Origin of the sequence: Psychrobacillus lasiicapitis, from assembly GCF_006861795.1 — a bacterium.
Lineage (GTDB): Bacteria > Bacillota > Bacilli > Bacillales_A > Planococcaceae > Psychrobacillus > Psychrobacillus lasiicapitis.
Window position 1 is genome coordinate 93,080 of the sequence record NZ_VDGH01000003.1, and the last position, 23,284, is coordinate 116,363.

21 protein-coding genes are annotated in these 23,284 nt (G+C 40.3%); 3 read left to right on the plus strand and 18 right to left on the minus strand.

Features of this window, described 5'->3' with window-relative positions; genetic code table 11:
• Nucleotides 1-19 precede the first annotated feature (19 nt).
• Nucleotides 20-841: a transporter substrate-binding domain-containing protein gene (locus FG382_RS05430; protein ID WP_142537886.1), complete on the minus strand. Its 822-nt coding sequence runs from the start codon at nucleotides 839-841 to the stop codon at nucleotides 20-22.
• Between the two features lie 249 nt (nucleotides 842-1,090).
• On the opposite strand from FG382_RS05430, the gene FG382_RS05435 reads away from it, so the two are divergent.
• Nucleotides 1,091-1,645, plus strand: a complete 555-nt coding sequence (locus FG382_RS05435; RefSeq protein ID WP_142537887.1) for a helix-turn-helix domain-containing protein — start codon at nucleotides 1,091-1,093, stop codon at nucleotides 1,643-1,645.
• A 181-nt stretch (nucleotides 1,646-1,826) separates the two neighbouring features.
• Here FG382_RS05435 and FG382_RS05440 read toward each other — a convergent pair whose 3' ends face one another.
• From FG382_RS05440 to FG382_RS05520, 17 genes are all read right to left on the minus strand, one after another.
• Entirely contained in the window at nucleotides 1,827-2,294 is a 468-nt protein-coding gene (locus FG382_RS05440; RefSeq protein WP_142537888.1) for an SRPBCC family protein, read from the minus strand.
• Nucleotides 2,295-2,735: 441 nt separating this feature from the next.
• Complete coding sequence (locus tag FG382_RS05445) at nucleotides 2,736-3,860, minus strand: acetylornithine transaminase (RefSeq protein ID WP_142537889.1); 1,125 nt, start codon at nucleotides 3,858-3,860, stop codon at nucleotides 2,736-2,738.
• On the minus strand, nucleotides 3,857-4,633 hold the full coding sequence (gene argB, locus FG382_RS05450) for an acetylglutamate kinase (RefSeq protein WP_142537890.1): 777 nt from the start codon (nucleotides 4,631-4,633) through the stop codon (nucleotides 3,857-3,859). Before argB ends, FG382_RS05445 begins: the two co-directional genes overlap by 4 nt.
• Complete coding sequence (gene argJ, locus FG382_RS05455; protein WP_188713294.1) at nucleotides 4,596-5,801, minus strand: bifunctional glutamate N-acetyltransferase/amino-acid acetyltransferase ArgJ; 1,206 nt, start codon at nucleotides 5,799-5,801, stop codon at nucleotides 4,596-4,598. Before argJ ends, argB begins: the two co-directional genes overlap by 38 nt.
• Nucleotides 5,802-5,837: 36 nt before the next feature.
• Nucleotides 5,838-6,872: an N-acetyl-gamma-glutamyl-phosphate reductase gene (gene argC, locus FG382_RS05460; protein WP_142537892.1), complete on the minus strand. Its 1,035-nt coding sequence runs from the start codon at nucleotides 6,870-6,872 to the stop codon at nucleotides 5,838-5,840.
• A 206-nt stretch (nucleotides 6,873-7,078) separates the two neighbouring features.
• Nucleotides 7,079-8,071: an anti-sigma factor domain-containing protein gene (locus FG382_RS05465; protein ID WP_211356367.1), complete on the minus strand. Its 993-nt coding sequence runs from the start codon at nucleotides 8,069-8,071 to the stop codon at nucleotides 7,079-7,081.
• Entirely contained in the window at nucleotides 8,071-8,823 is a 753-nt protein-coding gene (gene sigI, locus FG382_RS05470; RefSeq protein WP_142537894.1) for an RNA polymerase sigma-I factor, read from the minus strand. The genes FG382_RS05465 and sigI overlap by 1 nt, the downstream gene beginning before the upstream one ends.
• Nucleotides 8,824-8,909: 86 nt before the next feature.
• The gene (locus FG382_RS05475; protein ID WP_142537895.1) at nucleotides 8,910-9,602 is read right to left on the minus strand and encodes a hypothetical protein; all 693 of its coding nucleotides are present in this window, start codon (nucleotides 9,600-9,602) and stop codon (nucleotides 8,910-8,912) included.
• Between the two features lie 174 nt (nucleotides 9,603-9,776).
• Nucleotides 9,777-10,694: a DMT family transporter gene (locus FG382_RS05480; RefSeq protein ID WP_142537896.1), complete on the minus strand. Its 918-nt coding sequence runs from the start codon at nucleotides 10,692-10,694 to the stop codon at nucleotides 9,777-9,779.
• A gap of 15 nt (nucleotides 10,695-10,709) precedes the next feature.
• Entirely contained in the window at nucleotides 10,710-12,155 is a 1,446-nt protein-coding gene (panF, locus tag FG382_RS05485; RefSeq protein WP_142537897.1) for a sodium/pantothenate symporter, read from the minus strand.
• Complete coding sequence (locus FG382_RS05490; protein WP_142537898.1) at nucleotides 12,152-12,412, minus strand: YhdT family protein; 261 nt, start codon at nucleotides 12,410-12,412, stop codon at nucleotides 12,152-12,154. Before FG382_RS05490 ends, panF begins: the two co-directional genes overlap by 4 nt.
• 498 nt (nucleotides 12,413-12,910) lie before the next feature.
• Entirely contained in the window at nucleotides 12,911-14,158 is a 1,248-nt protein-coding gene (locus FG382_RS05495; protein ID WP_142537899.1) for an efflux RND transporter periplasmic adaptor subunit, read from the minus strand.
• Nucleotides 14,155-14,832, minus strand: a complete 678-nt coding sequence (locus FG382_RS05500; RefSeq protein ID WP_142537900.1) for a hypothetical protein — start codon at nucleotides 14,830-14,832, stop codon at nucleotides 14,155-14,157. The genes FG382_RS05495 and FG382_RS05500 overlap by 4 nt, the downstream gene beginning before the upstream one ends.
• 16 nt (nucleotides 14,833-14,848) lie before the next feature.
• On the minus strand, nucleotides 14,849-16,228 hold the full coding sequence (locus FG382_RS05505) for a S41 family peptidase (RefSeq protein ID WP_142537901.1): 1,380 nt from the start codon (nucleotides 16,226-16,228) through the stop codon (nucleotides 14,849-14,851).
• A gap of 210 nt (nucleotides 16,229-16,438) precedes the next feature.
• Nucleotides 16,439-17,251: a flagellin N-terminal helical domain-containing protein gene (locus FG382_RS05510; protein ID WP_142537902.1), complete on the minus strand. Its 813-nt coding sequence runs from the start codon at nucleotides 17,249-17,251 to the stop codon at nucleotides 16,439-16,441.
• 409 nt (nucleotides 17,252-17,660) lie between these two features.
• Nucleotides 17,661-18,119 (minus strand): transcriptional regulator, encoded by a 459-nt coding sequence (locus FG382_RS05515; protein WP_142537903.1) that lies wholly within the window; start codon nucleotides 18,117-18,119, stop codon nucleotides 17,661-17,663.
• Nucleotides 18,120-18,258: 139 nt separating this feature from the next.
• Entirely contained in the window at nucleotides 18,259-18,615 is a 357-nt protein-coding gene (locus FG382_RS05520) for a hypothetical protein (RefSeq protein WP_142537904.1), read from the minus strand.
• 322 nt (nucleotides 18,616-18,937) lie between these two features.
• On the opposite strand from FG382_RS05520, the gene FG382_RS05525 reads away from it, so the two are divergent.
• A complete protein-coding gene (locus tag FG382_RS05525; protein ID WP_142537905.1) occupies nucleotides 18,938-20,518 on the plus strand; it encodes a hypothetical protein in 1,581 nt (526 codons plus the stop codon).
• Complete coding sequence (locus FG382_RS05530; protein WP_142537906.1) at nucleotides 20,515-23,226, plus strand: DEAD/DEAH box helicase; 2,712 nt, start codon at nucleotides 20,515-20,517, stop codon at nucleotides 23,224-23,226. The genes FG382_RS05525 and FG382_RS05530 overlap by 4 nt, the downstream gene beginning before the upstream one ends.
• Nucleotides 23,227-23,284: the final 58 nt, after the last annotated feature.

A 23,284-nucleotide genomic window follows, 5' to 3' on the forward strand; every position in this document is an offset into this window, starting at 1 on the left:
TCTAGATTGCCAGAGTGTCCTACTCTTCTACTACTTCATCTAACCAGTCAGAAGATTCGAACCATTTTTCGCGAGATGCAAGCTCTGCTGGGCTTCCAAGGTAGCTGTTTAAGAATGAATTAACCCATTGAATTGTTTCGAAGTCGTTTTTCTTAAGTGCGATTCCAAGATTTTCTGTAGAAATTAAGCCTTCTAACTGTCTTACATTATCACCATTTTGTAGTTTCCAAACTGCAATTGCCGGCTCGTCATATACGATACCATCTGCTTGCCCTTGTGCTAATGCTGCTGCTGCATCTGGGAAATTTTCATAGTCCACTACTTGTGCATTTTTAAATACGTCTTTTGCAAGTAACGCACCAGTCGTTCCGATACCTACTGCAATTTTCTTACCTGCTACATCAAGGTCTTGCCATGTTTTAGTCGCTGTATCTGAACCAGGTAGCATTACTGCTTGACCAGTTTGGAAGTATGGATCAGCAAAGCTTACTGCTAATGCGCGGTCCCCGCGAATAGTCATACCAGCAAAAACCATGTCTACTTCACCTGTTTGTAGAGCAGGAATTAATCCGTCAAAAGTAAATTGTTTGTACTCAACTTCTACGCCAAGTGCCTTTGCAAGCGCTTCTGCAGTGTCTGCGTCATAGCCTACGAAAGTACCATTTGGATCTTTCATATCAAATGGGAAATATCCTGTAGACATCCCGATTACTAACTTTTTGTTTTTTAATGCTTTTTGAATGGTTGAGTTTTCTGTTGATACTCCCCCACCTGAATCATTGCTACACCCTGCAATGATTAACATGGTAATCATTAATACTGCTGCTAACCATTTTTTCATGTTTGTGTCCCCCATTTTTCTCTAATTAATTCAGTTCCCCTGTTGAAACTAGTGAATTATTAGTAGTATAGATTATTATTATTCACATGTCTACATAAAAAATAAATAGTTATAATATTATTATTATTGATTCTATTTGCAAAAAGGTGCAAAATAGAATTACCAATAGATTATATGTGATCTATCTTCATCATATTATATGTTTTATTATTCTGGTAATTGTATATTTATTCGAAAAGGGGTTTTGTTATGGAGTTTCCAAAAGGAGAGATTGGTAAGCGAATACGCTATTTACGTAGGTTTCAAGGATTGACGTCAGAAGAGCTTGCTAGACTAGCAGGAGTGAGTCAAAGTATGATTTCCCAAATAGAGAGAGGACTTGTATCCCCTTCTTTGGAGACACTATGGAAGTTGAGCCATAGTTTGAAGGTGCCAATCTTTTCGTTTTTCGAAACGGAGGAGACGAATGCTGTTTCGATTACACGTGCCGGAGAGGCTAAAGTGGTGAAGCGAGTACGTCCTACTGTGAGTTATGAGTTGTTGTCGCCAAGCAACGGCAAGCAGATGAGTTTTTTTAAGATGACTGTGGAACCTGGACAGGATTTGGATACTCCTTTTGTATTTCATGGGGGCGAGGAGTGTGGGATGATTCTTTCCGGTTGCTTGCGTGTGGAGCTAGAGGGTGAGTGCCACACGCTTTGTCAGGGGGATAGTATTTACTTCGATAGTTCGCAGCCGCATCGTTTTTTTAATGAAGGGGACGAGGATGCGGTGGCGATTTGGACGATGACTTCTAGTTTTTAGAGGATTAATTTACGTCCGTTTAAAAAATGCCCTTTGCTTTGGCAAAAGGCATTTTTTTGCGTCTTATTTCAAAGAGTAGATCATGATTAGCGTTAACCTTTTTGAACGGAGAGCAACTAATATATCCCTTCCTATATTATTTATAATAGTTCCTCTGCCAACAGCAGCTAATGAATGGACTTTATACCACTTTACTTGTATCTTTTAATGCTTCGGTACGAACAAGCTCCACAAAGTCATTTACTACTTTTTCATTTTGTTTTTGACTGCCCATTTTTGATAAAATACGTCCAATGAAATTGATCCCTTCATTTTGACCGGTGTATATAAATCTAGTTGTTTGTTCGTCTATTTTTATTAAGGTAAAGCCTGCTTGGATTTTAAAGAGTTTTGCTAATGTGAACTCGATTTTATTGTGTTTTTTGTGGGCTGTGTTTTCATATTCGATGTCTGTTACGATGTACGTTTCCGTTCTTTTTCCTTCTCTGTAGGTTTGCTGATAGGTGGAACCCACGACGCCTTCTTTTATTTCTAAAGGTTTGTGTTCTACTATGTTTGGCATGATTCTTTGGATGTTGTCGAGGTCAAATAGGTTCCAAATTGTTTCGATTGGTGCTTGAATCGTGGTTTCTTTGTGCCAAGTTAGCATGTGTGCGCTCCTTTTTAGTATTCCGAATAGTTTGCGAATTTCACTATAGTGTACCATATTATTGGTTGATTACAATGCTTGTTTTTTTAGTGGATCGAGGTGCTGAATGTAGAGTATCGAGGATTGTTTCGTTAGTAAGCACAAACATGAGTAAATCTTGGCTAAAAGTTTTTTACTTAGAAAAATGGTTGCTTTCGACTTTGAAATGGTTGCTTATAGAATCGATTTGGTTGCTCTCCCGATAGTTTTAGTTGCTCTCCATGGTCGGTTGGTTGCCCTTAACCATTTTATGGATTGTTTTATCGGCAAACTACTTTATATTAGGATATAAATTGAGGGTTGCCACTCATTTTGGTAATTGAAAAAAGACCGGCCTATGGAATAGGACGATCCGGTTGTGAATAGCGGTTCTCTGAGCGCTTTAATTCAAGTTTTTTTGTTCTACATTAATATAGAAGAAAGTATGTTTACAGCTTGGTCGATTTCTTCTTTCTTTACAGTTAGCGGTGGCAGAAGTCGGATGACGTTTGGACCTGCTGATACTAGTAATAGGCCATTCTGTTCTGCTTTTTCGATGGTTGGCGCTACTTCTTCTTCGCATTTGATTCCTAGTAGTAAGCCGGAGCCGACGATTTGATGGTTCGGTAGTGCTGTTTTTAGTTTATCCAAAAAGTAGGCAGATTTTTCATTGACTGCATTTAAAAATTTAGTCGTGAACACATTGTCTAGTACGGTTTGCGCGACAGCTACTGCTAGTGGGTTTCCACCGAATGTTGTGCCGTGTGTGCCGGGACTGAATGTGTCATAGAGTGCACTTGTGCCAAGCATAGCTCCGATTGGAAAGCCGCCGCCGAGACCTTTCGCGAGTGTCATGATGTCCGGTTTTAGGACGGTTTGCTCGTATGCGTAGCGAGTTCCGGTGCGTGCGATACCTGTTTGCACTTCATCGATGATCAGTAGAATATCTTTTGATTCGCAAATGTCCGCAACTGCTTGTGCGAATTCAGGTGAAATTTTGTTTATACCACCTTCACCTTGGATGACTTCTAGCATGATTGCCGCTACATCACTGTCTATTGCAGCGTCTAGTGCCTGAATATCATTGAAAGGGATTGTGCGAAACGTTTCTAGTAACGGTCCGAAGCCTTGGCGTATTTTGTCTTGACCGGTTGCGGACATAGCGCCAAATGTTCGGCCATGGAATGATTTTTCGAATGTGATGATAATGTTTTTGCCTGTATGTTTACGCGCCATTTTGATGGCAGCTTCGTTTGCTTCTGCTCCACTGTTGCAGAAAAATGCATGTGAAAGATGCGTTTCTTTTACAAGCGTTGCCGCTAGTTTTTCTTGTTCTGGACTTTCGAATAGATTTGAAGTGTGCCACAGTTTTTCACTTTGTTGTTGAATGGCTTGCACGACCGCAGGATTGGCATGGCCAAGGCTTAGTACTGCGATGCCGCTTGTGAAATCGAGATATTCTTTTCCTGTGTCATCTGTAACGATTGTGCCTTTGCCTTGCACGAGATGAACGGGTCGACGGGCGTAGTTTTGGAATAATGCACTCATGCGTAAACCTCCTGCTGTAAAATGGTCGTTCCTTCTAATGTTTCGCCGACGATTTTGACGGATGGGATACCTTCTGCAAGACAGTCTAGTGCTGCAGTTACTTTTGGAATCATTCCACCGTATATGTCTTCGGATGTGATCCAGTTGTTTATTGCTTTTACGGTGACGACTTGCTGCACTTCTCCAGCGATTTTGATGCCTGGTGTGTCAGTTACTAGTAGTAGGCTTTCTGCTTTGATTGCCAATGCGATTTTGTTCGCTACGATGTCTCCGTTTATGTTCAGCGGTATGCCGTCATTTGCGCAGCCGAAGCAGGAAATGACCGGCATGATGCCGTTTGCGAGCAGGGTATCGAGTAATTGGCTGTTTACTTCTTTTATTTCCCCGACGAAGCCATATGTTTCTTTGTCTAGAAAAGTGCAGGTTAGTAGATTGTCATAGCCGCTTAACCCAATCGCTGTTATCCCGCCTTTATTAAGCTGGTGAACTAGTGTAGGGTTCACTTGACCGATCAAGGTTGACTGTACGATGCTTACTGATTCTTCTGACGTTACTCGGATTCCACCTACTGTAGTAGAAGTGACGTTGTTTTTTTCTAGCTGTTTGTTGATGGCAGGACCTCCGCCGTGCACGATAATGACATCAATCCCTTGCTCTTGCAGACTTTTGAAGTTTGCAATATGTCCTTCATTTAACCGTTCAAGCATACTTCCACCGAGCTTGATAACGATGCGTTTAGGAGCGATAGGTTGCGTTGATTTGGACATAGTCATATGTTAAATCGCACCCCCATGCTATTCCTTGACCATCGCCATTGTTTAGTTCGACGGTAATTTTCACTTCATGCTGCTTTAAATAATTAAATAAATCTTCTTCTGAGAATGGTACTGGTTCACCTTTTTCTACAACATCGGCATCTCCAATTTTGATCTTGATCGCCGTTGGATCGATATGTGCACCACTACGCCCTACTGCAGCAATGATTCTTCCCCAGTTTGCATCGCTTCCAAAAATAGCGGTTTTAACAAGTGGTGAGCCTACTACCGTTTTGGCAATTTTGCGTGCCTCCTCATCGGATGCTGCACCATTCACTTCCACTTCGATCAGTTTTGTAGCGCCTTCTCCGTCTTTTGCAATCATTTTCGCTAAATCTTGAGAGACTGCATGGAGCGCTTGGATAAAGTTTTCCCAGTCTGGATGTTCAGGTGTAAGGGTGTTATTTTCCGCTAGCCCGTTTGCCATAACAAGAACCATGTCGTTTGTCGATGTGTCGCCGTCCACTGTGATGGAGTTGAACGTTACATCGGTAATCGATTTAAGTGCCGCTTGTAGATGATTCGATTCGATGTTTGCATCGGTTGTGATAAATCCAAGCATCGTCGCCATGTTTGGTTCGATCATTCCAGAGCCTTTTGCGGTTCCAGCAAAGATAACTTCTTTTCCGTCGATCGTTGTTTTGTACGAAGTATTTTTAGTTACTGTATCTGTCGTCATGATTGCTTGTGCAAACCCAATTGCCCCTTCTAGTTCGTCAATCGGATGTAGTTTTTGAATGCCTTCTAATAGAGGCTCCATTTTCATCATTTCACCGATTACTCCTGTGGATGCTACACCTACGAGGTTCGCTTCGATGCCTAGTTTTTCAGCAGTTTTTTGTTGCATCGTGTAGGCATCAGCCATCCCTTGTTTGCCGGTACATGAATTGGCATTTCCTGAATTGACGATGATTGCTTGCATCTTGCGAGTTTTTTGCACAACTTCTTTTGAGACAAGTAGTGGTGCCGCTTGGAACACGTTTGTTGTAAAGACGCCCGCAACGCTTGCTGGAACATCGCTTACTAGTAAAGCTAAATCTTTTTTCTTGTGTTTAAGTCCACAGTGGATGCCGGTTGCTTTGAAGCCTTTAGGTGAAGCAATATTTTTATATGAAATTGATTTCATAGTAGTTACTGTAGTCAAATGAAATTCCTCCTAGTTTTAAATGAATAGTGGGACTTGCTGGAGGCCTGACGTTTGATCCAAACCGAACTGGACGTTCATGTTTTGAATCGCTTGCCCGGCTGCTCCTTTTACTAAGTTATCGATAACCGAAACGATAGTCGCTCGGTTCGTTCTGGGGTCTAGTCTCACATGTACATCACAGAAGTTGGAGCCGTACACTTGGTTTGTGCCAAATTTGTTTGACTTTTTGATGATACGGACAAACGGGTGGTTGGCGTATGTTTCTTCTAGTGCGTTTATGAGCTGCTCTTCTGTCACCCCGGAAGTTACTGGTGCATAACTAGTTGTAATAATCCCTCTTGTCATCGGTACTAGATGGGTAGTAAATGTGACTGGCGCTGTTTGACCTGCAAAGTTGCAGATTGCTTGCTCGATTTCTGGAATATGCTGGTGTTCATGAATTTTGTAAATAGCTGTGTTTTCATTTGTCTCACTGAAATGCGTCATTTGGTTCGGCTTGTTGCCCGCACCAGAAATTCCACTTTTCGCGTCGATCACGAGTCCTGATGCATCGATTAGGTTTTCTTTAATAAGTGGCAATACAGAAAGAAGGACAGCCGTTGGATAACAGCCTGGGTTTGCGATCAGTTGCGCTTGTTGGATTGCTTCTTCGTTCCATTCAGTTAGCCCGTATACGCTTTGTGCGACTGCTTCAGCTGGAGGTGGTGTTTTTTTATACCATTGCTCGTATTCCGTTGCATCTTTTAGGCGGAAGTCCCCTGACAGATCGATGAGTTTTGGTCCTGCTCCGATTAATGGAGGCAAAAGTTCAGTGGAAACTCCTGATGGTGTGCTCGTGAAAATAACATCGTAGTTTGCTAGTTTATCATTTTCAATTTTTTGTAATGGCTGATCGTGAATATTCAATAAATGTGTATATTTATTCGAAAACTGCATTCCCTCTTCCGAAGAAGTGAACAAATCAATGCGTTCAACTTCTTGGTGGTTATGAAGAAGCCGAATCAGCTCTATTCCTCCATACCCAGTTGCACCAATAATACCTACCTTCATTTTCGTTCACCTCTTCGTTAATGTTAGAGATAAGTATAATACTGCATATTTATAAAGTCAATTGTATTTTTATATATTTCGAAATTCGTAGTTTTTGAGGGTTTATCGTGTTAGAGGCGGGTCATGACACGCTTTGTTTTGTCTTATTTAGAAAAATTATTCAAAAAAGAGGACGACCCGTTTGGGAGTCGCCCTCTTTTTGTGTTCTATTGCTTGTTGTTATTGTTTCCTTCTTTATTCTTGTTACCTTGATTATTGGAGTTTTTGTTCTCCTGATTGTTGGTATTATTATTTCCTTGATTGTTATGAGGCTTATTTTCTTTATTGCTGTTTTCATTTCCTTGATTATTATTGTGCTCATTTCCCTGATTGCCGTCATTTTTCTTCTCTGCCTTTTGTTCTTCTTTTTCGTTTTTCTTTTGTGATTTTTCTTCTTGTTTCCCTTGCTTTATTTGTTGTTTCTCTACTTTCGGTTGCGGAATTTCTTTAGGCGGAGCCTGTTGTTTCTCTTTCTTGGTTTCTGGAGTAGACGGTTGAACTGGCGCTTGTTTTTGTTCATTCTTTATTGCTGGTGCTTGTTCTGTTTTTCTTAGCTGTTTGATCGTTTGGTTAGTTTTGTTTGCTTTCGCTCGTTCTTCTTCTGTGCTTTCTGATACTTTCCAGACCCGATTAGTGTGTTCGTTTTGGACGGTGCGGACTGCTTCTTCGACGATTTTCTTTGTTTCTGCTTGTTCTTCGTTTTCGTATATCATAATTATTTCTAGTTTTTCTACTTTCGGATTCATCTGGCTTACAGCTTTATCGAGGACAATCGCTAAAGGAAGTTGTTCCCATTCATCGATTGTTATCGGATCATTGACTAGAGATCTTAGGGAGACGACGTTACCTTCGTGATTTACACCTAGTTCAAGTGCCGTTTCTCCTTCCAGCTGCACGTAAGCTGCTAGCGCACTACTCGTATTAGGAATGAATGATGCCACCAAAAATACAAGTAGCACCGCTGCGACAAGCGCTGGTCCGATGAAAAAAGGTTTTATTCGCTTCTGTTGAAGAGTCGCGGTCACTAACCGAAACTCCACTTCCTCTCCAATTTCGGGATTTGAAATGACTGGAATACCACGTAGAAACTTGCCTTCATTCGTTAGGAAAACCGAGTATTTACTTTTCTTCTCGCAAACAATGCCCGTGTATGTGCGCATCATATGATTTCTCCTTTTACGTACTCTTTTATATAAACGAAGTCACTGTTTAACAGTAAGACAACGGCAATCATATATTTGCGATGCCGTTCCAATGTTTTTCGAGATACCTCGACAATTGCTTCGATTTCTTTCAATGGTAGTTGTTTGGTTTTCATTAAATGATCATAGAATTCTTCAGTTTCCGCGACTATTTGCGCTATTTGAAATGCCGTTTTTCTTGCATCCGCATGCTTTGGTGCTACTTTTGTTAGTTCATCAAATGATAAATTAAATGTCGCTAATAATTCACTGTAACGGATCAGCTCTTCTCTTCTTGTAGCTGACCGTTGTTCTTCTATGTGTGTATCAATAGATTGCTTATCTAATAGAAAGTGTTGTTCCGTTGTAGCCGCTTCTTCATTCGTTTGCATGAAGAGCTCTTTCTCGTTTCTTATTGCTTCTTTTCGTATGAAATCGACCATTCGTCTTTTGATGATAAGATGTGCAAATGTTTGGAGAGAGGCATCTTTAGTTGAATCAAAAGCCTTCAACGCTTCATGAAACCCATTCATCGCTATACTGAACTCCTCATCATGCTCATCAATCGGTCTTTTGCAAATAAAGGTCGCCGTTTTTTTTATAAAAGGGGTAAAGGCGAAAAGGAGGTCACTAAGAACCTCCTCATCGCCTGCTTTCGCCTTATAAGCAAGCTCGTTCATTGTTTGTTTTGTTTTTGTTTTGAATAATCCCTGAATAATGGACAAAAGCATACATACCCTCCGTTCTCACCTTGACCGGTCGACCCTTATTGTAATGGCCAGATCGGTAAATGAAAAGCGGTTATTTTGCGAAATGATTAATCTTCGTCTTTTTTGTTCTTTTTGTTTTCTTGTTTTTCAGCTTTATGTTCTGCTTGTAATGCTTTGCGTTCTTCTTTATGCTCTTCTTGAAGGGCTTTACGCTCTGCTTTTTGTGCTTCTTGAATTGCTTTACGTTCTTCTTTTTCTACTTTTTTAGCTGGAACTTCCTCAGCAGGTTTTTCCTCAGTTGGCTCTTCTGCTTTTGGTGCTTCCACTACTGGTTGTTCAACTTTTGGTTCTTCTGTTTTTGGTGCTTCTGTTTTTGGTTCTTCCACTACTGGTTTTTCAACTTCTGGTTGTTCTGTTTTTGGCTCTTCACTTTCAGTAGCTTCTGTTTCCTCTTTTTGTGATGCTTCAAATTTTGCGATTGCACGTTCTGCATTTCGTTTGATTGCAGCTTTAGCAGTTTCACTTCCAGCATTTTCATATGCTTTTGAGAGTGCTTCTAAGTTTCCTGCTGGGTAATCTTCTGGGATTTGAATATCAAATCCTACAGTATCTCCAGTTGTCACTTCCTTGGAATCTTCTGTTGTTTTAGTAGTTTCAGTTGTTTGTTCACTTGTTTTTGGTACATTGTTTAAATCAACCGTATCGAACAAGTTTTCATTTGCCCATGCATATCCACTACCTGTTACTGTTATCGTTGCAACTAATAGAGCTGCACTAGTTTTCTTAAATTTCATCTTCATAATCCAATCACCTCGAATAGAATTTGTCCATGCTGCTTTGTTCGGACACTCTATTATTCGTACGCACTTTTTGGTTTCTGGGGGTCATGCTAGAAAAATTAATATTACAGATATATTACAGGTTTTTTTTTGGTTATTGCTTTGACAAAAGCAAGCACAAAAAAAGAACGACTTTTAGGAAGCCGCTCTTTTTCCTCTATATTTTTTCCACATATCTTCTGCCGCTCCGGATCCAAGCATTACTCCTATTATAATGAGAAATAGGCCAATGAAATGGCGTCCTGTTAATATTTCGCCTAGGAAAATGGCCGATAGAATTAATGAGAATAGCGGATTTAAGTTCATAAATATCGCTGATTTCGTTGCGCCAGCTTTGCCTACTGCGTAGTTGTACATCATGTGACCGACGGCAGTGCAGATAATGGCCGAAGTTAGGAATAGTACCCAAAACGTCGGAGTCGTTTCTGCGAATACGGCGATGCCTCCAGGTTCTTGTATTAAGCTTATGATGACTAATACGACTGCACCGATCATCATCATATATGCAGTGAGCAGACGTGGGTCAAGCGTTGCTGCAGCTTTACTTACGACCATATAGCTGAGTACTTGTGCTAATATAGCTAGGAATACGTAGAAGTCTCCAATATTTGCTCCGTTCGACTCGCCTCCGCCAACTAAAATAGATACACTTACTCCCGCAAGTCCGAATACTAGACCGAGCCACTGAAATTTCGTTGGAAAGTATTTTAATATAATAGCTGCAGAAATGGCAGTGAGCATTGGTCCCGTACCTAAAATGAGTCCTCCGTGGGTTCCACTTGTGATGGATAAACCGATATTTAGGAAATAGTGGTGCAAGACGACATTTGTTAAAGAGCCTAGTAATATATATTTCCACTCTTGCTTTGTCGGTTTACGGAGGAGTTTCATTTTCCATAGGATGATAAATACTGCTAAACTAGCGCTTAATATTCGAATAGCTGTTAAAGAAACGGGTGGTACTACCGTTACTAAGTATTTCAGTATAGGAAGGTTGGCTCCCCAAACGAACATGACGAACACGAGCATGGCGTAAATTTTCCATTCTTTCACTTGAGGGCCTCCTTGTTAAAATTGATATTTTGTTTTCCTGATAGTTAAACTAAATGCCACATAAGCAAGTAGTGATAAAATGATCGGCAGCACGACTGTGTGCACGCCGAATAGATTGCCGTACGCTTCATTATAAAAGTGTAACGCAATATAGGAAATAATTCCAGTAATCATGGATGCGATGGCTCCGTATTTATTGCCATACGACCAGTATAGACCTAGCACGACTGGCCAGATAAATGCCGCTTCTAGTCCACCGAAGGCAAATAAATTCAAGAATATCAGCAAGTCAGGAGGATTTAATGCCAATAAAAAGACAATGGATCCTAATAGAGTCGTTACCCCGAAGCTCAGCCGTTTAATGGATTTCTCGCTTGCATCCGGCTTTATATAGTTAATATATACATCTTTTACAATAGAAGAACTCACCAAAATAAGTAGCGAATCGACTGTCGACATTATAGCTGCAAGCGGGGCAGCTAGCACTATTCCTGCAAGCCAAGCAGGTAGCACCTTCAATGTAACAAGCGGGATGACCGTATCCGCGATTTCTACTCCTGGTAAAATAGGACGAGCAAATATCCCGATTAAATGCATATTCAGCATGATAAATCCAGTAACAATCGTTCCGATCACCAGTGCTCGGTGCATCGAGCGTGTGTTTTTATAGGACATTGCACGGACTGCCATTTGCGGTAGCCCGACGACACCTACACCAACAAGTATCCAAAAGGATGATACATATGCAGCGGATAGATTTCCTTCATTGCCGTAAGGCGTCAACAGTCTTGGGTTTTCTGCAAGTAAATCTTGCATAATATTCGGCACTCCACCGCCAGCGATAATAACGGCGATCAATAAAATAAGCGTTCCGATGACCATCACGCCACCTTGCACAGCATCCGTCACCGCAACTGCGCGGAATCCGCCAATTACGACATATACAAGTACCGAGACAGCAAAAATAAATAAAGCCGTTGTATACTTCATACCAGTTAACGATTCGATTAAGCGACTACCGCCGACCCATTGTGCGGTCATCGCGGAGAATAGAAAGATAATCATGCTGATCGCCGCGAGTAATACAACTGCCGTACTGTTATAGCGCACTTTTAAGAAATCAATTAACGTAATCGCATTGTACTTCCGAGCTAAAATGGCAAATTTCTTCCCTAAAACAAGAAGCACGAAATAGCCAGTTACGACCTGTGTCATAGAAAGTAGCACCCATCCGAAGCCCATCGTATAGGCAGTTCCCGGTCCCCCAAGGAAACTCGATGCACTTCCATAAGTTGCTACCATTGTCATTGCAAGCACAAAGCCACCTAGTTCGCGCCCACCTAGAAAGTATTCCTGTAGAAATCCACCAGTGGATGATTCTATTTTCTTGCTCGACCAAAATCCTATGAAAAAAATGACTCCAAGAAAAATAATAAGTGGAATGATCACTTCAGTATTCATGACTCATCCCCCTCTTCCTCAAAAGACACATCTTTCAAAATATACTTTGCGAGAATAATCACCGTAATTGATATGAGGATGAACCCGACGATACAGCTATAAAAAAACCAATCTGGGAAACCAAGGATATACGTGTACTCCTCTACTGGCCGTGAACCAAGCCCATATGCAAAACCGAACCACCATATAAAATGAACAACCGCCAGTCCCACGCCAATCCATGCTTCACGATGGGCAATTTTAAATCTTGGATCCATTATATATCCACCTCTTGCGTTTATATTATTACTTTAGTATAGCGAAGTTGTTTTGAGTTGTTAAGGGGAGATTTTGTTGTGAGATTGAGAGGTATCGCTTAAGGGAGATTGATTGTTTGTCTAGGAAGACTTGGAGATTTTCCAAGAATATTGGTTTATTGTCCAGAAATAGACGGAGATTGTCCAACTATTTGGGCTGATTGTCCAGGTTTTGCATAGGATTGTCCAACTTCGGGGAGAGTTTGTCCAAGTTCTAAATGATTGTCCAACTATTTGAGAAGATTGTCCAAGTCTTGCATAGGATTGTCCACCTTTGGGAAGAGATTGTCCAAGTTCTAAATGATTGTCCACCTTTCGGGCTTTATTGTCCAAGATTATTGAGTTATTGTCCAGAAAAAGCAAATGATTGTCCAAAGTGATGTCACTGACACCAAGTACAAGTATCAATCCAAAAGCAAAGAAACCAGCTATTGCGTTAAGTGCAACAGCTGGTTTCTTTTATTTGTAAGTTAAATATCTAGCGTAGTCTTTCCATCCGATTGCTTTGATGCTATTCCAAGACGGGAGGTCACGTGGGAATGGCAGGAAAGCTGGTGCTTCTTCGGTTTTTGGATCTGCGTTCAGTACGATGCTATCGTTTTGTAAGCCTTCCGATAGAATAGCGTGCTTTTTCAAGTCAAATGGGACGGTTACTTGTGCTCGCATGATTTTTCCATCTGCTGAAAGGGTGTATACTTCGGCAGTATTATCTGCTCTGTTTAGGAGCCAGTTTGCTTTCACGCGAACGGCGTTTTCGGCTTCATTTGTGATGAAGACGGAATTGATGTTTGCTGAAAACGGTAATGATTCTAGTTGTTCTGCTAGTTGAATTTGTACTTCGTATACGGGTTCATTCGGATGCTCGCCAAATTGCTCGTATGCTTTTAGCCACTTGGATTTGTTTGCTGGTACTTGTGTTTTGGCAAAAACGGTTCCCTCTACTACGCCCTCTCGGTGGGCGGAGTAGTTATTTACTCGTTGGCCTTCATTGATTTGGTGCCATTCCTCTTCTTTTGCATAGGTGATGACCGATTTTTCATTTGCATAAATGGTGATGAAATAGCTGCCATTTCGTTCTTCGATTGTAGCAATATTCCCTTCTATTGGGCTTAGCAGGGCTGTTTCGCCGGAGTTTTGGCTAAGTTGGGTGCTGACAATTTGTAGCTTGCGGTCTATTTCGGCAATTTTTTGTTCTGTTTCAGCAATTGCTTGGGAGAAATTCCCTTCAGGTGAAACGTTTACGTCGACTTGCACATTTACGGTCGTTTCTTCGTTCCCTGCTGATTGATTGCTAGTCGAATTAGAGCCTGCTCCGTAGCGCTCCGATTCGAGGTTGTCCATAATTTCACGGAGTCGCGATTGTTCTTCCGTGTATGCCTGTTGCTCAGATTCCCATTGTGCTCGTTGTGCATCGGCAGACTGTGTATTTAAAGTAGCAAGCTCCGTTCCTTCTTGTACTATATCTCCTTCTGCTACTACGATGTCAGAAATAGCATGTACAGCAACAGTTACGGTCATTTCATTTGTTGGTACGACGACAGATTCTTTTTCCAGTTCTTTTGTGTATGTACTTTCATGTACGCGGTCGTATTCATGGACGTAATACGTTCTCTTTATCTCGCTTTTATCCGAAAATAAAAGAATAGCGTTGGAAGCAATAAATGTAGAAACGACAATGGCAATACCGATTGTTATCACTTTGTTCATACGGATTGCCCCCCTTCGAACCATGCTTCAAGTGGAAGCACTTGGATCCCTGCTACGAATAAAGCAAGAACCAGCTGGATCACTAGCAATATAATAAATAGATTGCGAGCCGACATTTCGGTAAATGCTCGTAAGAAGTGAAACTGAATAGCAATGATTAATCCGGTAATTAACGTTAATTCATTGAAAAAGTAAGTGAAAAACTCATTGTTTAAAAATGTTGCAGCAAGCGGTCCGAATGACAAAATGGAAAAGTCCGTTGTATACCCTACGATTGCATATAAGAAAAAAGTAAATGCTTTTTCCATTAACAGTAGCGCTACAACAAATAGCTGAATGATCGCCACTTTCGACAATTCAATATTTGTTATCTTATGTAATAGAAAGGCAATTCCAAAGAAATGGAACGCCATGTAAAGAAAGGACCAAATAATTGCTCCTATTAAAGACGTCGCTCGTGCAATGACGAATGTATCTTCAAATCCACCTACAAATAGGGAGGTGAGTGCTTCTGTGTGCATCCCCCAAATATCACGAAGTGCAAAAAGGAGGACTCCCAGTATTGCGATTAGCCAGACACGCTTTTCAAAGCCGCGCATCTTTGTATCTTCTAGTGACCCAATTAACTCATTTCGGTTAAAAAGGTATTTCCAAAATCGAAATTCAAAAAACATTCCATTGTTCCCCCTCTTATGGCTGGACAGTTACTTCCACATAAGCACCGTTTTTCATCATTTCTCCTGTTTCTGTTTGGAATGTTGGATGAATGAGCAGTATGTATGCTACTCCTTTTTCAAGCGGTGCTGTTGGTGATAACACGAACTGATTATGCGATTTTTGCTTGATATTTACTTGTACATTGCTCGCAGTTCCCAGTTTGACTAACTCTATTTTTTGTTGTTTGTTTGATGCTACAGTCTTGGAGAATGTAACCGTAAATTCTTTGGTTGTTGGTACATTTTGTAGTGCTGGCATTTTTTTGTAGGTTTTATTTGCTTCGAGAATGGCGTCTAGATGTGCTTTTGCTAGTTCTTGCCCGACCGTTGTCGTAATTTGTGGCTTGACGCCGGTTTTATGGATAACCGTTCCTTTTGGTCCTGTGAAGTTTGCGACCGTCAGTTTTAAATAGGAACCATCCGTCAACTCGTAAAACGTTTGCATCGAGCCTTTACCATACGTCGTTTGGCCGTATAATGTTGCCGATTTTTGATCGAGTAATGCTCCAGCAACCATTTCTGAGGCACTGGCACTATATCCATTTATTAGTACTTTGGTGTTTGCAGGGAAAAGGGATGGTTGCTGCACAGATTTCACAAGTCCATTTTGCTTTTTCATATGGAGTGCATAGGCATAAGGGCTTTTCGGAAATAAACCAACGAGTTCCTCTGCGGTATGTACAAAGCCGCCCCCATTATTCGTGAGATCCACGATAAATGAAGTTGCTCCTTGCTTTTGAAGCTCCTCTTTTGCTTTTAATACACGTGTTGCCCCATCATCTGAAAATGTATTGAGTCCAATATATCCGATATTTCCATACAAAAGTTGCTTCGTCACGGCGGGAACGGTGAATTTGTTGCGTGTTATTTTGTATGTTTGGGTTAGATTAGAAGATTTCAACACTACTAGTTGCACCGTCGACCCTTCCTTGCCAGTAATAAGGGAAGATGCCTGTTGAATCGACATACCTTTTGTCGTCTCACCGTCAACCGACAAAATAATATCTCCTGGCTCTATTCCAGCAAGTGCCGCAGCCGCTCCATCGAACGTGCTCACTATTTGGATTCCTTTTTCATGTTCTTCGATAATAACACCGATACCAGTCGCTGAATTGTTGATAGAGCCTGTGTATGCCTCAAATTCTTCTTTAGTAAAATAAGAAGAATACGGATCCAGTTTTACAATAATGTCATCAATCGAAGCCATGCTCTGTAAATTCGAAGGAAGCTCTCCCATATAATGTTCACTAACTAGTTGCTTCACCTCATCAATCGGCGCAGCCGCTGCTGCCATTGGAGCCAACAACAAACCAATCGTCATCATAAGTGCACCAAACGCAGAAAACCTCTTCATACCTATTCCCCCTCTCGTACTCTATAAACCTATATTACCCCAAAACCTACCATTTTGCAGAACTTTCTACGAACAATAAGTTGGGAATAATTTGTAGCTCTCATACTAGTTATGAAAAAAGATGAAAATGACATTTTCATTGTTTTCAAACAAAACAATCGTGAACAGGACGCATTCACGATTGTCTCGGAAAAGTTAATATAGAACAGTTTATTTTAATAGTTGTAGTATAGATTGAGCTTGTTGCATATGCATGCTTAGGACATACTGTCCTGCTTGTGCAAGTATCTTCGCTTTTGTAAGTGCCATCATCTCTTTTGCGATATCCGCATCTCGAATTCTAGATTCCGCAGCGGTCAAATTCTCTTCCATGTTCACTGCATTATTGTAAGCATGCTCTAACCGATTTGTATACGCGCCGATTCTAGAGCGCTCACTTGATACTTTAGTGATCGCTTTATCTAATTCACCAATTGCATTGTCAGCTGCTTCTTTTGTAGAAATAGATAGATTCTCGATCCCAATTGCCCCGGCCCCCATATCGCCAATTAGCAAGTCGATATGTTGTCCTGCATTTGCACCGGCTTGAATTTTTATCGAAGTCTGAGAACCATCGAGTAAGGTTTTTGTATTAAATTCTGTATCCGTGGAAATTCTTGAAATTTCTTTCTTTAATTCATCAAATTCGATTGCCAGTTGGTTCCGATCATTATCTGTTAAGGTGTCGTTGGCAGATTGTACGCTTAACTCCCTCATGCGCTGTAAGATGGAGTGGGTTTCGCTTAGTCCGCCTTCTGCTGTTTGGAGGAGGGAAATACCGTCTTGAATATTACGAGCTGCTTGGCCAAGACCGCGAATCTGTGCACGCATTTTCTCTGAAATAGCAAGTCCTGCGGGATCATCTGCAGCACGGTTAATGCGATAGCCAGTGGATATACGTTCCATAGACTTATTTGCCAGCGCCCAATGTGTATTCATATTTCTTAAAATAGACATCCCAGTAGCATTCCATTTACCTAGCATCGAATTTAGCTCCCTCCACGCTTGTCTTTCTTTTTATATCGGCAATTTCCGTACATTTTTAAGAGAATTTTGTTGCAGGGGTTACAGGTACTTGGTACATGTAACCCCTTTGTAATATGGTGCTAGGAGTTTCGTATAATTTGTTAGGTTATAGGAGATGTTGTTTATTGCTTTTCAAATAATTTTCGACTTAGACGTAAATCGGGATATTTCCCGGGAAATTTACGTATAAAGGAGTCGAATCGATAGGAAAATCGACAAATGACCAGGTTTCAGTTGGGGGATATTTTGTTGGGGGGGCTTGGATCAAGTGGTTTTGTTTTCTTTCTTCCCTTTTTCATTTCGTTTTAGAATCATAAAAACACCTATCAGTTTTTGTGTGTTAGGTGTTTCTATGTGTTCGTATTATTCAATTGGGAAAACCCCCATTAAATTCTTTATATTGTTGTAATTTGTTGAATAGGCTAATGTCTCTATGCAATAATGCATAATCAATCATGCGTTCATAGTTTTTTTCTTCTAGCTCCTGTATAACTGTAGCAGCATTTTCTAGAGATGAAGAACTTAAATTCATATGGACATTTGTTTCAATGATTGCCTGTAAATGCTTATGGACATCTGAAACGACTAATAGTTGATAGAGTGGTAGACGGATATATCGGTTTCCTTTTTGAAAAACAAAAATTTCTGCTAGGTTCTCCACTTGCAATGTTTCTGCATTAACTATGATTTCCTTCCCTTCGACTGGTATAAAATGAAATAATTCATCATCTTTGCGGATGGAGAAGTATTGGTATGCAAAAACTAATTTTATTCGATTGCCTTCTTGCTTTGTGTAAAATGGTTTCATTAATTGTACGAGTAGCATGTCATCCCCTCCTTATATTAGAATTTTCTGATTACTATTAGTTTATCATATTTTACATTTTTCGTGTAGTGCATCTCCCGTGTTTAGCGAAGTTTCAAGCGTAAAAAAGCAAATGCAGGTCGCATTTGCTTTTTGGATTTTATCTTTTTACTAATAAAGCAGTTGGTTCATTTCTTCCTTTTGCATAAGAGAAAAAACCGACCTTTGAAGGACCATATCTGATTGCAAACGTCTTAAATACTTTTTGTAGAATTTCCGATTCGTTTAGTTCACTGTCGTTTTCTAAATAGAATGTAAAGGTTTCTGTTTCAAAATCTAACTCCAAATCATAAACGGTGAAATCTTCCGCTACAATTTGTTTAATACTTGTTTCTACTCTTGAGGGATCATTATTCAAATACCTTAAATTATTGGCCTTCGCACCAACCAATTTTAATTTTCCTGGCTCCATCGTCGGTTGGTGAGTTAGAATACCCAATAAATTAGGTATATGCAACTGTATTCTCTCTATTTCCTACACTTCCTTTTTATCAATTTAACCCCAATTCCCTCCTAATTATAGTAACATACTATTTCCTAAATAATACAAAGATTAGGTTAATTATTGTAAATTTTCATTCATTAGTAGAAAATGATACCTTGTTCCTTTGAAAGAAAACTGATTTTACTAAAGGACTATTAAATAACATAGAAATCACCTTCCAAATAAACCTGCCATTCATTTTAGCTTTTCTTTATTAAATAATAGGTGCGGCTTTTATTCTCGTTCGATTATACGTATAATGGAAGGAAAGCCTTTTTTCTTAGGAGAGATTCCCTTGAACCTTACTTCTTACCAAAAACTTGCCGCGCATTATAAAAAGTATATTTACCAATCAATGGACATGATTGAAAAGAAGCTACATCCTGCTATTTTAGAGGACGAAGAGCTTGTTCGACGTGCCACTTTTTTTGTGCGCAATGGGGCAGTTTCTATTTCTAATTACTATCCGCAGGATCACAAAATCGATTTCACGGTTCGTGATGTTAGCAATATTGACGTATCTTATGACCTATTACACAATCGTTTTAACTGTCCTTGCCCGATGCAGAAACCTTGTCGGCATATTGTGGCAGCTGTTTTTTATTTGTATCAACAAAATGATTCGTTATCGACATGGATTTCGGAGTGGCGTGCCAATGATGATATGACTCAGCTAACTTTGTTAAAGGATGAACGTAGTCCTAGAAGTTGGGAGCTAATCGTCGAAAACTTCTTCCGAAAGTTCATTTCTCAATATCCGCCTACGAGTTTTTATTTATTAGAATTTGCCGTGCATGATTTGAAAGCGCAAATTAAAAAATCTCGTCCTTTTGAAAGAGAATGGCAGCCGATTTATGATGTGTATGTAAATCTGTCGATCCTAGTCAAACTTTGGCCTTATTTAGAGCCATTTGCCGATTCGAATATGCGCAATCGCGTTTTTCATTTTTTACATGAGTATGTAGATGAACTGGATGACTCTTTGGCACAACTAGCTTCCAAGCCAAGAATGTTCGCTGCAGATCCATTTTACGATGACATGATGAAACGTGTTCGCTCTTTTTACTTCGAATCCGAGTCCCTTTTTCGTTTTCGAAAGCATGTATATTTAGCATTTTGGGACGCTCTTGTAACGGATAAAAAGACTCGTCTAGAAGAGGTAGAGTATTTAGAGCAACTGGATAAAACAGATGAAGATATTCCTTTGAATATCGTATTGCCATACTTCTATCTTACGTTATCTATGACTTATGAATTGCTTGCAGCAGCTGAGAAGATGGAAACGGAGCAACTATTAGAATGGCTGGAAGTTTGCGAAAAAGCACTTCACATGACCAATAAAGATATGGTGAATAATCTTGCAAGGAAGTTATTGCCGCATATTTCCCACTATCTAAATGAAGTGGTTACCAATCCATCACGCGTCATGCTCATTCGCCGGTTGGAGTTGTTATTTGCAACAATCCAGTTGGAATCAGAAGAACTTGAAAAGCTATATCAATCATTTGGGCTGTATGGAATACAGTCTTATTCGACTTTGTTATTAAAAGAGAAACGTTACCGTGATTGGATGGCACTGCATCAGTCGGCAAATTCATCACTCGAATATGCAGAGGCTTGCGGCTTGCCTGTCGTAAAGGAAGAAGCTCCAGAAGTATTGCTTCCGCTTTATCATCATTATGCGATGCGTTTTATCCAAGAAAAAAATCGATATAGCTATAAACAAGCAGTCCGCATTTGGAAGAAGATGAAACAAGTAGCCAAGAAATCAAATGACACCGATTATTGGAATGCATATGTAGAAAACGTACGTGAAAAATACAAACGACTTCGTGCATTACAACAAGAAATAGAGAAAGGAAACTTGCCATTATGACCCAGCCTTTATCTATTACAAAAGATTTTTCACTCCATATTCACGCCACTGAAAATGGGAACTTCCATTTAACAACGGCAATCAGCCCTGCAGAACAATGGGTTCCCTATTTATATATAGACCATCGGGAAAGTTATTTTGGACTTAACACACAAGTGGAAGACAATGCACTTATTGCTTCGCCAGTTGAATTAGTTGAACTTTTTTCCGGAAAAAAACATCCTTTTGTTACTTTTTCCGGTGTAAACGAGGACTCTAACAATTGGTTGCAAACATTTAAAGAAGCAGCAAACGTTTGGGCAAGTCCAAACTTATGGGACCAGCTCCAATTAAAAGACAATAGATTTGAAGTGAAAGCGCCAATTGATGAAAAAGCGAGGGCGCTAATTTCGAATGCTGTCACACAAAAGCTGTATCAAGCTGGTCTTACGTTGGAAGATATACCTGCACTTATCCCATTTTTCCAACAAGGCGGCTGGCCGATCAAATCGCAAACGAAGCATCCAAATATACTCGTTGCCCTGCGATTATCCGAACCAGAAGCACTTGATGACACGTGGCTACTCGAAACAGTCGTTCGCGGGAAGAAAAGCAGCGTATACTGGACACCGGCATATCGTAAAAAAATGCTACCAATCAAAGAAGCTTTACCTGATAAATGGAGCGAATTTAGCAGCTTCATAGAAGAAATACAATCGAAAATGTTTTCCCTTATCTCTTCGATTGATAGCTTGAATCCGGACATATTCTTCTCCTCTACATTATCGGATGAAGAAGTTCGCATATTCTTGCGAGATGACTTAGTCAAACTACAAGCGCTCGGATTTGAAATTGTACTTCCTGCATGGTTAAAAGCGGTAAAAGATACAAAAATGCGCGTCAAAACAATTGCCAAAACTGCGAATACGTATAAAACTACTGCTGGTCTCAATGAAATTTTGCAATTTAACTGGAGTTTCTCTTTAAACGGCCAAGAAATTTCAACGGAGGATTTCCAGCGTCTTGTAAGCGAAAACCGATCTTATATTCAAGCCGGCAATGAATGGTTCCGCATAGATGCTGCATGGATGCATGAAATACGCGAGCTAATGAAAAAATCAGAGGACGAAAATTGGACAGTGAAAGAGCTACTATTCCGAGAGATACCCGAAGAAATGGCCCTGATGCTAGATGATGACGAAGAGTCAGATGAGGATCCATTATTCCAATTTGAAATGCAAAAATCCCTTCAAACACTCATGGAACAGCTTTCCGAGAAAAAAGGATTTCCTGCAGTCGCCGTTTCTCCTAATTTATTGACTACGCTACGTCCTTATCAACAGCTTGGTCTGGAATGGCTTGCCTTCATGCGTAACGAACAATTCGGGGCTTGTTTAGCGGATGATATGGGGCTTGGAAAAACGGTGCAATTAATCTCCTACTTATTGCATGTTCACGAAAATGAAAAGCGAGAAACACCTTCGCTTATCATTTGTCCGACTTCCGTTTTAGGAAATTGGCAAAAAGAGCTGGCAAAATTTGCACCTTCTTTGAAAGTTCAGACGCATTATGGCTCTACTCGTACAAAAGAAATAGATTTGACTGCAGATGTTGTCATCACCACATTCGGAACTGCCATGCAAGATGCAGAATCACTTGAAGAAATTGTTTGGTCTAGTATTACACTTGATGAGGCACAAAATATTAAAAACATGCATACGAAGCAGTCTCGTGCCATTCGAAAGCTAAAAGGCGCACATCATATCGCATTAACTGGAACGCCTGTCGAGAACAGATTATCAGAGCTTTGGTCTATTTTCGATTTTATCCATAAAGGCTATTTAGGCTCGTTCGGTAAATTTCAGGAAAACTATATTGTGCCTATTGAACGAGATAATTCAAATGCGACTAAGCATAAGCTACGGGTAAAAATTCAGCCTTTCTTATTAAGAAGAACGAAACAAGATCCAGAGCTTCTGCTCAACTTACCTGAAAAACTAGAACAACGTGAATATTGTGCGTTGACTACCGAGCAGGCTGCCTTATATGAATCGCTTATTCAAGAAACAGTGAGTAAACTTGATACACTTTCTGGTTTTGAGAAAAAGGGACTCATTTTAAAAATGCTAAGTAAACTAAAACAGCTCTGTAATCATCCCGCGCTTTATTTGAAAGAGCCGTTCGATGATGCCGAAGATATGCTTGAACGTTCTGAAAAACTGGCGCAAATCGTGACACTGGCAGGTGAAATTGCAGCTCGCGGTGAACAATGTCTGATTTTCACTCAATATATTGGAATGGGACATTTACTGCAGCATTGCTTGACCGAACTATATGAAGTCGACGCCCCATTTTTAACTGGAAGCATGCCGAAAAATCAGCGTGATCATTTAGTAGCTGCTTTCCAGGCGAAGGAATTTCCTGTATTCCTTTTATCATTAAAAGCTGGTGGAACTGGCTTAAATTTAACAGCTGCAAGCCATGTATTGCATGCCGACCGCTGGTGGAATCCAGCTGTCGAAAATCAGGCAACCGATCGGGCATATCGGATTGGTCAGACAAACTTTGTGCATGTCCATAAATTTATTACTATTGGTACTATTGAAGAAAAAATCGATAAGCTACTAGAGGAAAAACAGGCATTATCGGAAGAATTGATTCATTCAAGTCAGTGGATCACGGAAATGTCAGATGCGGATATAAAAGATTTATTAACATTGTCGATTTGATATTAAAACCTGACCGAGCTTCACCGGTCAGGTTTTCCTCTTTTGTAACAGCAAAGTT

Excerpts from the sequence above, each read along its gene's own strand:
- FG382_RS05530 (WP_142537906.1), top strand. The coding sequence starts at position 20,515 with ATGACCCAGCCTTTATCTATTACAAAAGATTTTTCACTCCATATTCAC.
- argC (WP_142537892.1), bottom strand. The coding sequence starts at position 6,872 with ATGAAGGTAGGTATTATTGGTGCAACTGGGTATGGAGGAATAGAGCTG.
- FG382_RS05500 (WP_142537900.1), bottom strand. The coding sequence starts at position 14,832 with ATGTTTTTTGAATTTCGATTTTGGAAATACCTTTTTAACCGAAATGAG.
- argJ (WP_188713294.1), bottom strand. The coding sequence starts at position 5,801 with ATGAAATCAATTTCATATAAAAATATTGCTTCACCTAAAGGCTTCAAA.
- FG382_RS05440 (WP_142537888.1), bottom strand. The coding sequence starts at position 2,294 with ATGCTAACTTGGCACAAAGAAACCACGATTCAAGCACCAATCGAAACA.
- FG382_RS05515 (WP_142537903.1), bottom strand. The coding sequence starts at position 18,119 with ATGCTACTCGTACAATTAATGAAACCATTTTACACAAAGCAAGAAGGC.
- sigI (WP_142537894.1), bottom strand. The coding sequence starts at position 8,823 with ATGCTTTTGTCCATTATTCAGGGATTATTCAAAACAAAAACAAAACAA.
- FG382_RS05505 (WP_142537901.1), bottom strand. The coding sequence starts at position 16,228 with ATGAAGAGGTTTTCTGCGTTTGGTGCACTTATGATGACGATTGGTTTG.
- FG382_RS05490 (WP_142537898.1), bottom strand. The coding sequence starts at position 12,412 with ATGGATCCAAGATTTAAAATTGCCCATCGTGAAGCATGGATTGGCGTG.
- FG382_RS05475 (WP_142537895.1), bottom strand. The coding sequence starts at position 9,602 with ATGAAGATGAAATTTAAGAAAACTAGTGCAGCTCTATTAGTTGCAACG.
- FG382_RS05510 (WP_142537902.1), bottom strand. The coding sequence starts at position 17,251 with ATGCTAGGTAAATGGAATGCTACTGGGATGTCTATTTTAAGAAATATG.
- FG382_RS05465 (WP_211356367.1), bottom strand. The coding sequence starts at position 8,071 with ATGCGCACATACACGGGCATTGTTTGCGAGAAGAAAAGTAAATACTCG.
- FG382_RS05445 (WP_142537889.1), bottom strand. The coding sequence starts at position 3,860 with ATGAGTGCATTATTCCAAAACTACGCCCGTCGACCCGTTCATCTCGTG.
- FG382_RS05430 (WP_142537886.1), bottom strand. The coding sequence starts at position 841 with ATGAAAAAATGGTTAGCAGCAGTATTAATGATTACCATGTTAATCATT.
- FG382_RS05435 (WP_142537887.1), top strand. The coding sequence starts at position 1,091 with ATGGAGTTTCCAAAAGGAGAGATTGGTAAGCGAATACGCTATTTACGT.
- argB (WP_142537890.1), bottom strand. The coding sequence starts at position 4,633 with ATGACTATGTCCAAATCAACGCAACCTATCGCTCCTAAACGCATCGTT.
- panF (WP_142537897.1), bottom strand. The coding sequence starts at position 12,155 with ATGAATACTGAAGTGATCATTCCACTTATTATTTTTCTTGGAGTCATT.
- FG382_RS05495 (WP_142537899.1), bottom strand. The coding sequence starts at position 14,158 with ATGAACAAAGTGATAACAATCGGTATTGCCATTGTCGTTTCTACATTT.